At 59.3% G+C, this 12,330-nt stretch carries 8 protein-coding genes and 1 tRNA gene; 7 read left to right on the forward strand and 2 right to left on the reverse strand.

Annotated features, from left to right (window positions below; translation table 11 throughout):
* Positions 1–38: 38 nt before the first annotated feature.
* Entirely contained in the window at positions 39–4,964 is a 4,926-nt protein-coding gene (locus ABF824_RS05140) for a Hint domain-containing protein (protein ID WP_415486815.1), read from the reverse strand.
* Between the two features lie 177 nt (positions 4,965–5,141).
* Here ABF824_RS05140 and ABF824_RS05145 point away from each other — a divergent pair, with 177 nt between their 5' ends.
* The 7 genes from ABF824_RS05145 to ABF824_RS05175 all read left to right on the forward strand — a co-directional run bounded on the left by ABF824_RS05145 (position 5,142) and on the right by ABF824_RS05175 (position 11,261).
* Complete coding sequence (locus ABF824_RS05145; RefSeq protein ID WP_415486816.1) at positions 5,142–5,891, forward strand: IclR family transcriptional regulator; 750 nt, start codon at positions 5,142–5,144, stop codon at positions 5,889–5,891.
* A 104-nt stretch (positions 5,892–5,995) separates the two neighbouring features.
* Positions 5,996–6,415 (forward strand): SRPBCC family protein, encoded by a 420-nt coding sequence (locus tag ABF824_RS05150; protein ID WP_415486817.1) that lies wholly within the window; start codon positions 5,996–5,998, stop codon positions 6,413–6,415.
* A gap of 57 nt (positions 6,416–6,472) precedes the next feature.
* A complete protein-coding gene (locus tag ABF824_RS05155) occupies positions 6,473–7,063 on the forward strand; it encodes an NAD(P)H-dependent oxidoreductase (RefSeq protein WP_415486818.1) in 591 nt (196 codons plus the stop codon).
* Between the two features lie 177 nt (positions 7,064–7,240).
* Positions 7,241–10,033 carry a DNA gyrase subunit A gene (gene gyrA / locus ABF824_RS05160; protein WP_415486819.1) on the forward strand — a complete coding sequence of 931 codons (2,793 nt, stop codon included), beginning with the start codon at positions 7,241–7,243 and terminating at the stop codon, positions 10,031–10,033.
* Positions 10,023–10,535 carry a pantetheine-phosphate adenylyltransferase gene (coaD, locus tag ABF824_RS05165; protein WP_415486820.1) on the forward strand — a complete coding sequence of 171 codons (513 nt, stop codon included), beginning with the start codon at positions 10,023–10,025 and terminating at the stop codon, positions 10,533–10,535. The genes gyrA and coaD overlap by 11 nt, the downstream gene beginning before the upstream one ends.
* A 101-nt stretch (positions 10,536–10,636) precedes the next feature.
* Positions 10,637–11,119 carry a peptidylprolyl isomerase gene (locus ABF824_RS05170; RefSeq protein ID WP_232876828.1) on the forward strand — a complete coding sequence of 161 codons (483 nt, stop codon included), beginning with the start codon at positions 10,637–10,639 and terminating at the stop codon, positions 11,117–11,119.
* Between the two features lie 66 nt (positions 11,120–11,185).
* A tRNA-Lys gene (locus ABF824_RS05175) sits at positions 11,186–11,261 on the forward strand.
* A 55-nt stretch (positions 11,262–11,316) separates the two neighbouring features.
* Here ABF824_RS05175 and xerC read toward each other — a convergent pair.
* The gene (xerC, locus tag ABF824_RS05180) at positions 11,317–12,276 is read right to left on the reverse strand and encodes a site-specific integrase (RefSeq protein ID WP_415486821.1); all 960 of its coding nucleotides are present in this window, start codon (positions 12,274–12,276) and stop codon (positions 11,317–11,319) included.
* Positions 12,277–12,330: the final 54 nt, after the last annotated feature.

Here is a 12,330-nt window from a genome sequence, read left to right on the forward strand (position 1 = left end):
TGGCTAAAATATGCGCATTTCTGATGCGGGGCTTATAATTATAATACCATCGCGTTTTCTTCTACCTTTTTCGGAAACCGGGCATTCAGTGCATCCGCCCGCCGCATATAGCGTGACTGCAACGGCGCGATGTGAACCCCTTCCCATACCATTGGCGCTGCCGGGACGGCGTTTTCGTCAGTGAACGTGACGGCGATGCGCTGGTTGTAATTGTCGAAGCCGCGACGGGAGGCGTCGTCATTCATTAGCGATTCCGTTGCTACATTTTCGGCAAAAATTATGTTGTGCCTGCCAATTTCCAGATGATGATATTCCACGGAATCTGATGAATCCTCGATAAAGATGGTGCGGCCATTCACCAGCCCGGATGCTGGGACGAGCATGCCATCGATATACAGGGCATGCATTTGTGAAATGCGTAGGTCGTGCCGCGGGAGTCCTTCCCCAAGGGCGTCTGCTTTTATGACGAGTGGACGCAGGTCTGCTCCAAGCGCCAGTTGCTTGTGGTTGTATCGTCTCAAGGCATGCCAGCGGACACGTGCAAGACTCCCATCCACTGTGAGAATGCGCGTTCCCTCCGTGATGTTTTCAATCAGCATCGGACCGAATTCGGTTTCGATCAGCGTGCCCCGACAGAAACAGGCCGCAGGCGACAGAGTGACAAGGATGTCATTGGCATTCGCGTAAAGCGGATCGGTGTCGGCTGCCGAGAGAACGAAATCCTGTGCGGTGTAGGAATCGTCCAGTGCTGACAGATTGAGGCTGAGTGCGGTGCCATCATCGTTTATGGTGAGAATGCCGTTTTCAAAATCGATGGTATCTCCCGCAGACCATGACGTTTCAAGAAGCTCGACCGCGCCTCCGGACAGGAGAGTGGTGTCCGTATTGGTGGTTGCACTGTCGATCTGAAGAACCGCGCCGCTATCGACGCTCGTTTCATTGACGACGGCTCCCCTTTCGACATGCAGAACCGTTCCGGAACCCAGAGTGGTTGTATTGGCGGAGCCGCCCGATGAGACAGTGAGTTCAGCGCCGGAATGAAGCGTTGCTGTCGAGATTACACCACCGGAACTGATGGTTGTGGATACGGTGTTGGAAAGTGTTGCATTCTTAAAAGAACCACCGCTTTCTATGGTCACCGTTCCAGCACTTAACCCGGAAGTATCACCATAGAGAATGGCCCCATCGGACACATCGATCTGGCCAGCCATGGTTAGCGTGACGGCGGAAGCGGAGGCTTCGGCGCCACTCAGCACCAGTTTGCCATCGTTGATCGTGGCGCCAGAGACAGTCGCGCTATCAAGAGCGGTCAGAGTGCCCCCGCCCTCCACGGTGGTGCTGTAAGCGTTGCCGCCGGATGAGACCGTTTCCTGTGCGGCGGCACCGCTGACCGTATCGGCGACGGTCATTCCGGACACGAGCGCCACGCTCTGATCGTCAATCAGTGTGGAACTGGCGCTACCCCCGCTTTCAATGATGAGAGTGGAAGAACTCGTGCTGTCAGTCGCAAGCGTCACATCGACGGCCGAACCACCGGAACTGATGGTCAGCAGACCACCGCTGACTGTACCTCCGCTCTCGATGCTGCCGGAAAAAACTGTTTCCTGGCCGCCTTCTTTCACCAATGTATTGCTGCCAACGCCACCGGATGAAACGACAGCCGAACCGCCGGCTGAAACGACAGCGTTTTCACTGATGGAAGGATCGCCGACCGCCAGGAGACCACCGGCAAGAACCTGTGTGTGGTCGGCATAACCGTCGTCGTCGATTTCCATCGTGCCGCCGGACAGCAGCTGAACCTCGTTTGCCTGTCCGCCATAGAGATGGGCGTCGCCCCCGGCGCTAACGGTCGCCGTGCTGAGAGCGCCGCCTCCGGAAATCAGGAGTGAGCCGCCTGAGACGGTCAGATCGCTCCCAGATCCGGACGAGAGGATGACGGTGAGTGTATCGGAGGAAAGTTGTGTCGCGCTGATGATGGCGCTGTCTTTGACATAGGTGATCGTGCCACTTGTCATCGCCAGATTTCTGACGCGTGCGCCTGCCTCAAAGTAGGCAACCGTATGCTCTGAGAGTGAACCGCCATTGAGAACGCCACCGCTGGAGACCGTCAGCGTGCCTCTCTCGGCGTTAAGGTCATCTATCTCGCCGTCCGCATCGATTTTTACGGAACCTCCATCCAGAGTGATGGTGTTTCCCATACCACCAGACGCGACATTGAGCGTGCCATTGGATTCGATGGTGGTTCCGGATAGTATGCCACCATCTTCTGTCGTGACCGTGCCGCTGAAAGTCTCCAGACCGGACACAAGTGCGCTGTTGGTGACATCAAGGGTGCCGTCAGCGAGAATATCGATCTGTGTGCCGCTGGCGTCGGAACCACTGAAAGTGAGTGTGCCGCCGCTGATCAGCCCGCTGGTTAGGGTGCCTGCAATATGCGCTTGACCGCCTGAAGCGACGGTTCCAGAAATAACGGTAGCGCCCGACTGCACGGACAATGTGCCTGCGACCGTTATCCCGGACGCCACGGCACCGGACTCAACAGCGACACCCGCTGCACTGTCAACGCAGGTATCTTCCGTGTAGGTGCCGGAAGCGATCTCAAACTGGGTGCCCGAAGCAAGGACGGTATTGATCAGTATCCCGTTGCCGGAAACAAGGAGAGTACCGCCGGACAGCAGGGTCACGCCGTTGGCAGTTCCTCCGGAGGAAACAGTCAGCGTGCCCCCGGAAGAGATCGTTCCCCCACTCTCCAGAGCATCGGCAGAAACGGTTTCCGTGCCCTGCGCGAGAATCTGGGTGCCGCTGGCGGACTTGTTGGAGGTGACGATGAAAACGCCCTCGCGTTCTACCGTGACGACGCCGCTGGTGTAGGCAAGTCCAGAAAGTTGCGCTCCATCTGTGACAAGAATCTGCCCGTTCGCAGTCAGATGCACGTTTTCTGCATCGGCAGCGCTTCCATCCAGCACCAGCTTGCCGCCACTGATAAAGCCGCTGTTCAGGGTGCCGTAAACGGTTGCTGATCCGCCTGATTGTAGCGTGACATTGGTGGCGGTCGCTCCACTGCTGACAGTCAGAGCACCGCCAGAGAGTGTCAGTGTGTCAGCGGAGCCACCACTGTGCAGATCAAGGGTCGCGCCAGAATCGAGCGTGGTCTGCCCAAGCGTGCTGCCACTGTCGATGACTGTCGTGGCGCTCCCACAATTCAGCCCCGTCGCAGAGGCACCTTCTGCAAGGGTCAACAGGGCATCATCGCTCAGGCTGACGGCGGCGAGGCTGGCGGCGGACCCGTCCACTGTCAGGGAGCCGCCCGAGACAGTCACGGTATCGGCGGAGCCGTAAATCATGCCGATCCCGTCAGGATCAATGACAACACCGCGGGCCAGTCCACCGGCCTGAACCGTGAGTGTTCCTGCACCTGAGACAGTGACCTCGGAGGTCTTGCCGCCATCCTGGATGGTCTGTGATCCACCGGAAATCACCGTCGTGCTGGCGCTTGCGCCAGATGAGACGTCCTGCACGCCGCCCGATGTAATGGATGTCGCACTGGCCTGAGCGCCGCTGTAAAGCGTCTCGGTTGTAGTGGCCTCCACCTCGGTGTTGTTGGCATGACCACCAGCGCTCACAATTTCTGCTGCGCCTGTCAGCAGAGTGACATGATCGGCCAACCCGGATGAGACGGTCAGAACCGCATCAGTGTCCAGAGTTGCGTTTGTGGCGGTAGCTTGACCACTGACCAAAAGCGTACTGCCGTCAGTGATATGCAGATCGTCAGCATTACCGCCGTCACAGACGACAATGTTGGCCGTTTCTGTTGCTGTGGCGTTGCTCAGTGAAGCTGCGCTGACATAGGCGGAAGCCCCACCACTGAGTGTAACGCCGCTGGCCGTGCCGTTGGTTCTTAGAGTCAGAAGGCTGGATGAATCCAGATGGACATTAGAGATTTTCGTGCCGCCATCAGCCAGAATCCAGCCTGAGTGGACGTAAATATCCGAGGCCGACCCACCGACAAATTCGGCTTCCGCGTCCAGAAGGGAGTGAAAAGGGACCTGCCCGGAGGCGACCGTCTGCACTGTGACGCCGGATGCAAATCCTGTTTCGCCAACGAGGAGCGTTCCGCCCGCTACGACAGTTGTATTCAGAGCCTGTCCGGACACAACTTCCAGCACGCCGCCATAAGAGATTGTGTCGTTGAAAGCGACAGCCTTGGCATCTGCAAGTTCGTCTGAGGCTTCAGGCACTCTGCCGGGGGCTGAGCCGTTGGGGAGCAGAGCATTATCGGTGCTCGGACCGCCGATCGTGATATTGGTTTCGGAACCGTATTCGACAACCTCGTCACAGGCGTTGATGGCGACATTCGATAGTGCACCACCTGCGCTGACGACAATGCCACCATAATAGATGACGCCCCCCTCGGAGGTGTTTGCCGCACCACCCATACTGCCGGACTCGAGAATGATATCGGTTGCCGATCCGCCAGATGAAACAAATATCGTGGCGTCGCCCATCTGAGCGCCACTCAGCAAGCCGCCGCTTTCGACCGTCACGGCGGTGGGACCGCTTGCCCATAAGGCGGTCGGATCCATCATGGTGACAACAGTGGTGCCATCCGCGGCGTAGTAAGTGTCGTCAGCGCCAACATTGAGGGAGAGCGCACTGGCTACGCCACCGCTGGTGATGTCGATCACCCCGAAAGACTGAACGATAGCACCCGATTCGAGACCATCTGCGCCGATGATCTCTCTACTGCCGCTCGTCAGTGTCGTACCGCTCGCAATGCCTCCGGACAACACCGTTAGCGAGCCGCCGGACAGCACGGTTGCAGAAACAGAACTCCCTGAAATTATTGCTTCAGCACCACTGTTGACGGTCGCTGTGGTGGCGGTCGCACCAGTGTCTACAATCAGCGGATCTGAGGACGTGACTTCGAGATCGGTCGCTGAATTGCCACTGGTAATGGTGGTCATGAAGCCTCCATCTGCTGAAGAATGGTGATCGACACACCTTCAGTGAGGTGAGCGGAAAGCCATGCTCTGACGCGAAGACGGTTTGCTGGCTCGTTTCACAGTTACATTATGGGGGTTAACAGAAGGTGGGCCGCCATTTGCGTGTCCAGAAGTTGGCAGCATCTCTTTTTGCCCTGCATGGTGGTGGGCCCAAACAGAGGAGAGCATCCTATTCCTGCACCCAAACTGATTCAGTCCGTCGAACGTGCTCTGGCCGTGCTTGAGATTATTGCGCGCGAGGGCGGCGCCGCGCGGCTTCAGGACATTGCGGGGCTGAGCGGTGTCGGCAAGACGACGGTGCACAACATTCTCATTACCCTCCGCGAACTCGGTTACGTCCATCGGCGACCGGGCGACATGCGGTATCATCTCGGTGGGCGCATCCTCAATCTCGCCCGCATGGCGGGAGATGACGGGGCGCTGCGGACACGGTTGCGGCCGATCATGGAGACCATTGCCGAGCGCACCGGCGAGACGGTCTATCTCGCCGTGCCGAGCGGGGACGAGGTCCATTATCTCGATGCGATCGAATCGCCTCAGGCTCTCCGCGCCGGTTCACCGGTGGGTGAGTGCGGACGGCTGGAGAATTCGGCCATCGGGCTGGTCTTTCTCGCTTTCATGCTCGGCCTTCGGCAGCGTGTGCTGGCGATACGGGCGGAGGCGCTGGGACCGGAGATCTGCGAGCAGATCGAAACCGTTCGAACACATGGTTTTGCGCTGGACCGGGAAGGCCATCTGCCGGGACTGAACTGCGTGGCGGTTCCCTGGCGTGAAGGCGGAGAAGTCCGGGCCAGCATCGGCCTCAGCGGACCATCTTCCCGTCTGACGCCCAGGCGTCTGAGCGACATTGCGTGGATGATGATGCGCGAAAGCGAAACCGTCCGATAATCCATCAGGAATGGATAAATGAGCATCATGCCCGCTCTCCGGTTCCATTCTGGAAGGCGCGCCTTATCTTCGGGCTTCTTCTGGAACAGTGTGAGAGCAGGAACATGATGAATGTCAGCGGTCAGATCGAGGCCAGTGTCGCGGCAGAGACGGCATGGGAACTTCTCGGAGGGTTCGACAATCTTCCTCTCTGGATTCCGATGATCGCAGGCAGTGTTCTGGAAGAGGGCGGTCGTGTCCGCCGCCTGACCACCAGCGACGGGACTGTGATCGTCGAGCGTCTCCTGACCTTCAGCGAACAGGAGCGGTGTTACACCTACTCTTATGTATCAGGGCCGGACCCGGTGAAGGATTATGTCGGCGAGGTTCGGGTGCGGGAAACGGGTGAAAAGACCTGCCTGATAAGCTGGGGCAGCCGTTTCGAGCCGGTCGGTCTGTCGGAAGACGAGGCGCGGGCGCGCTATGAGGCAGCCTATGGCGGTGCTGTCGCCCATGTCAGGGACCTGCTGGAAAAGGGCGGCTGACCGAGTTCGCGTTTTCACGATGAAAAATACCGAAAATTTCAGGAAGAGTCATAAAGCATGACGAATGTTCTGCTTCTGAACGGCGGCAAGGTTTTCGCTCACTCGCATGGTCGTCTCAACGACACCCTGCAGGCCGTGGCTGCCGAGACGCTCACCGGAATGGGCTTCGCTATCCGCCAGACGAAGATCGACGATGGCTATGACATCGAAGGGGAAGTGGAAAACTTCCTCTGGGCCGACATCGTGATCTGGCAGATGCCCGGCTGGTGGATGGGCGCGCCGTGGACCGTCAAACAATACATGGACGAGGTGTTCACGGCCGGTCATGGAAAGCTGTACGCCAATGACGGACGCAGCCGCGCCCATCCCGAGCGCAAATATGGTTCGGGCGGCCTGCTGCACGGCAAGCGCTACATGCTCTCGGTCACATGGAACGCGCCGGACGAGGCGTTCGTCGATCCGGCGCAGTTCTTCGAGGGAAAGGGCGTCGATGCCGTCTATTTCCCTTTCCACAAGGCGAACCAGTTTCTCGCTATGTCGGAACTGCCGACCTTTCTGGCCACGGATGTCATGAAGGCTCCAAATGTCGAGGCGACGGTGACGCGTTATGCGCAGCATCTGCGCGACACGCTGGCGGCGATGGTCTGAAGCGGTCCGGCAACACGGCGGCTGAAAGCGCTCTTAATGACCGGATGAGGGCAGGAGCGGCTTCTGCGCGCCTTACGGTGTGGCGGGCGGTGTGCTAGGGTAGGCGGTCCTTTATACGCTGGCTGTGCCGCGGGGCCGTTTCGACGTGCCCACCGGCCGTGACATGACGGAAGAGCCTTGACCGAGAACTCAGACCTGCCCGCCTTGCCCTCCAACCTCGTTCCGGTCGCGATCGAGGAGGAGATGCGCTCCTCCTATCTTGCTTACGCGATGTCCGTCATCGTCAGCCGCGCCCTGCCGGATGTGCGGGACGGGCTGAAGCCTGTTCACCGCCGTATTCTCTACGCGATGCGCGAGAGCGGGTTCACGGCGGATAAGCCCTATCGTAAATCGGCCCGCGCGGTCGGTGACGTGATGGGTAAATATCACCCGCACGGCGACTCCTCGATCTATGACGCCATGGTCCGTATGGCGCAGAGCTGGTCGATGCGCGTGAAGCTGATCGACGGTCAGGGTAACTTCGGTTCCGTGGACGGCGATAGTCCGGCGGCCATGCGTTACACCGAAGCGCGTCTGGCCAAGGCCTCTTCCTTCCTGCTGGATGACATTGACCGCGACACGGTCGATTTCCAGCCGAACTATGATGAGAGCGAGAACGAGCCGACCGTTCTGCCGGCTTCCTTCCCGAACCTGCTAGTCAACGGCGCGACGGGCATCGCCGTCGGCATGGCGACCAACATCCCGACACATAATCCGGGCGAGGTCATCGACGCCACGTTGGCGATGATCGCCAATCCGGATATTACGCTCGAAGAGCTGATGGAAATCATCCCCGGACCGGATTTTCCGACCGGCGGCATCATCCTTGGGCGCACGGGTATCCGGTCGGCGTTCGCCACGGGACGTGGCTCGGTCATCGTGCGGGCGAAGGCGGATTTCGAGGAGATCCGCAAGGACCGCAAGGCGATCATCATCACCGAGATTCCATATCAGGTGAACAAGGCGACGCTTCAGGAGAAAATCGCCGAGCTGGTGCGCGATAAGACCAGCGACCGCCATATCGAAGGCATTTCGGACATCCGCGACGAATCGGATCGTTCCGGCATGCGCGTGGTCATCGAGCTCAAGCGCGATGCGACGCCGGAAGTGGTGCTGAACCAGCTTTACCGCTTCACGCAACTCCAGACCTCGTTCGGCGTGAACATGCTGGCCCTGAATGGCGGTCAGCCGCAGCTCATGGGTCTGCGTGAGGTGCTGGCGGCGTTCGTGGCCTTCCGCGAGGAAGTGATCCTGCGTCGCGCCCGGTTCGACCTGAACAAGGCGCGTGATCGCGGGCATATCCTTGTCGGTCTGGTGATCGCCGTCGCCAATATCGACGAGGTGATCCGCATCATCCGTGCGGCTCCGGACGCAGCGACGGCCCGTGAGCAACTGATGGCCGCTGAGTGGGATGCAACGGAAGTGGAGCCGCTGCTGGCGCTGATCCATGACGAAGGCAATGTCGTCGTGGATGGCAAGGTCCGCCTGACGGAAGCACAGGCGCGCGGCATTCTGGAACTGCGGCTCCAGCGCCTGACCGGTCTTGAGCGCGAGAAGATCCAGAACGAGCTGTCCGAAGTGGCGGTGAAGATCAACGAGCTGCTGGAGATCATCGGCAGCCGCATCCGCCGCATGGAAGTCATGCGCGACGAATTGCTGCTGGCACGCGCCGAAATCGCCACGCCACGCGCAACCGAAATTGCGGACTATGCGGGCGATCAGGACGATGAAAGCCTGATCGAGCCGGGGCTGATGGTCGTGACCATCACCCGTGACGGTTTCATCAAGCGCACGCCGCTGGAAGTCTTCCGCGCCCAGAATCGTGGTGGCCGTGGCCGGACGGCGGCGGGGCGTCGCGGGGACGATATCGTTGTCCGCTCGTTCAACGCCCATACGCACCAATGGGTGCTGTTCTTCTCCTCGGGCGGCAAAGCCTATCGTGAGAAGGTCTGGCGTCTGCCGGAAGCCAGCCCGACCGCGAAGGGCCGGGCGCTGGTCAATCTGCTTCCAGACCTTGGCGGCGACGAGATCACGGCGGTTCTGCCGCTGCCGCAGGACGAGGAACTGTGGGACGCGCTGCACCTCGTGTTCGCCACGGCGAGCGGCGGTGTGCGGCGTAACCGTCTCAGCGACTTCCAGAATATCCGTTCGTCTGGCCTGATCGCCATGAAGCTGGATGAGGGCGACCGCCTGATCGGCGTGGCAACCTGCCGCGAGGGTCAGGACGTGTTCCTTGCCACCCGCAAGGCGCGCTGCATCCGCTTCCAGATCACGGACGAGACGCTGCGTGTGTTCGCGGGTCGTGGCTCAACGGGTGTGCGTGGCATCCGTCTGGCGGAAGGCGATGCGGTCATCAGCCTCTGCGTGCTGAATCACGTCGATGCGACGCCAGCAGAACGGGCGCTGTATCTGCGTGCGGCCAACGCCAAACGTCGTGCGGAAAACGCCGCCACGGACGAGGCCGATGCCGAGGAAGTCGGTGTCGAGGCCGAAGAGGAGGTTCTGGCGGACGATTCCACCCTGTCCACCGAGCGCTTCTCAGAGCTTGAGGCTGGCGAGGAAATCCTCCTTACCGTCAGTGATGGCGGGTTCGGACGTCGTTCGTCGGCCTATGATTATCGCGTGAGCGGGCGCGGTGGTCTGGGTATCTCCAATATGAATTTCTCCTCCAGCAAGCGCGGTTCCGAGGTGGTGGCCACGCTTCCCGTTCTTCCGGGTACTGACGTGATGCTTGTTACCGATGCCGGGCGTTTGATTCGCGTTCCGGTCGATCAGGTGCGAGTGATGTCGCGTCAGGCCAGCGGCGTCACGCTTCTGCGTCTCGACGGCACGGAGGCAGTGACCAGCGTATTCCCCGTTCTGGAGGACGAATCCTCCGACGGCGATGACGATGCTGGCGCGGATGGAGAAAGCGCGAGTAATGAAGGCTGACAGACCCGAGCGGGTCGGGTTTTATCCCGGCACGTTTGATCCGGTGACGTGCGGACATCTGGACGTCATCGAGCGGGCGGCGCGGTTGGTGGATCGGCTGGTGATTGGCGTGGCGGTCAATGCAGGGAAAAAGCCCCTGCTGTCCGTCGATGAGCGTGTCGCCAGCATTCAGGAAGAAACGCCAGCGCTTGCGCTGAGGGCCAACTGTGTGATCGATGTCATGGCGTATGATGAACTGCTCGTTGACGCCGTTCGTCGGGCCGGGGCGTCCATGATCGTCCGTGGGCTGAGGTTACTGGTCGATTTCGACTATGAAGCGCAGATGCTGGGAGCCAACAGGCGGCTGGCGCCTGAAATCGAGACGATCTTCCTGATGGCCTCTGAAAGCACCCAGTTCATTTCGTCCAGCATGGTCAGGGAAATTGCCGCCTATGGGGGCGATATCAGCGGCTTCACCCCGAAAGGGGCGGCCCATCGTGTGCTGGCACGCCTGAAACGCTGAAACGGCACTTTGCGTTTCCGGTTTTTGTGGCCTAAGCCGTGGGAGGCAGGGCGCTTCGTCAAGGCGAAGCCTCTGGTCTTCTCACGTGACTGGATAGGCACATGACTGACAAGAACGATATTCTGAACATGGATCTGGCGAGTGGACGGGTTGTGATCCGTCTGCGTCCGGACCTCGCTCCTCTGGCTGCCGAGCGTATGCGCACGCTGGCCGCTGAGGGCTTTTATGACAACACGCCGTTCCACCGCGTGATCGAGGGGTTCATGGCGCAGGGCGGTGATCCGACCGGCACCGGCACCAGCGGCAGCAAGCTGCCCGACCTGAAGGCCGAGTTCACCCGTGCAGCGAAGTTCGAGCGTGGCACGATCGGCATGGCGCGTACGATGAACCCGGACAGCGCCAACAGCCAGTTCTTCATCATGTTCGAGCCTTCTCCGCATCTGGATGGCCAGTACACCATCGTCGGTGAAGTGATCGAAGGCATGGATCTGGTCGACAAGATCAAGCGCGGCTCCGGCGCTGGCGGCACCGTCAAGGATCCGGACAAGATTTTGAAGATGCGTCCGGCTTCTGCGGAGGCCTGATTTCAGGTTTTTATGGCGATGGCTGTTGACATGAGCGGCAGCCATCGTTACCCGATTGCCCGTGGCGAGCCGGTAGCTCAGCCGGTAGAGCATTCGACTTTTAATCGAATGGTCGTGGGTTCGAGTCCCACCCGGCTCACCATTGTATAAAGAAAATCGCGGATATCGGCCATTTCTTGGATGGTTATAAAATGAGGTTAGAAAGACCTCTTTTTTGACAGAGCCTGCATCCCTTCATCAGCGAGATGTGTTTTGTTCGCGGCTCTCGTGTATCGGTCTACCTCCTTCAATGTCTCATGCCCGGTGATGGCTCCAATCTGATGCGGCGTGCATCCGGCCTCAGCCAGTCGTCTGGCGATGGCCTTTCGCAGGCCGTGAGGTGACAGCCCCTTGGGAATCGACGCCTGCTCGCACCACTTGATGAACTGATTATAAAATCCGTTCGATGAGGACGGCTGCCCTTTTATTGTGCGGATAAATGTTTCTGCATGAGGAGCGGTAGCGTCCAAAGACATCCGCAGGCGCTCGTGGATGGGTATCTCGATGTATGTCTTGGTCTTTATCTGCGTCAGGCAGATGCGGCCATTGACGATCGATTGAGGACCGAGAGTCACAATGTCTGAGCGCCTCTGTCCCGTGTAGAGCAGGAGATCGAACGCCAGCCGCTCCCGCGTCCCAACCGGCCAGAACGATTCGAACTGTTCAATATGCGCTTCCGACCATGTTTCGATCTCTTTGTCTTTGGTCTTGAGCCTCTTGACGCCAAACGACGGGTCGTCGTCTCGCCACCCTAGATCAATGGCGTAAGCAAACGTCATTTTGAACAGGCGCAGGATATGATTAGCGCGAGCCGGGGTATCTGCCCGTTGCGCGATGATCATGCGTATGTGGCGTGGCGTGAATTTCAGGACATTGAATTGCGCGTATGGCTGTTCACGCATGTATTCCAGGATTCGCCGGTATGTGATCTGCGTGGTCTCACCAAGCGAGCGAAACTCTGGCGACCGATACCATTCTTCTATCAATGCGCTCAGGCTGCGAGGAGGATAGTTTCTCGATACGTCAGTATCTTCCAGAAGACTGATAGCTTCGAGATAGGCCGACGGGAAAGATGGATCAGACTGCGCGGGGAGTTTTACCGGCTTCTTTCCCGGCACTCTGAGGTAACATCTCTCCTTCCCGTGCCGGTCTTTATATCTCTGGACGTGCTT

Origin of the sequence: Acetobacter sp., assembly GCF_047721705.1 — a bacterium.
GTDB lineage: Bacteria > Pseudomonadota > Alphaproteobacteria > Acetobacterales > Acetobacteraceae > Acetobacter.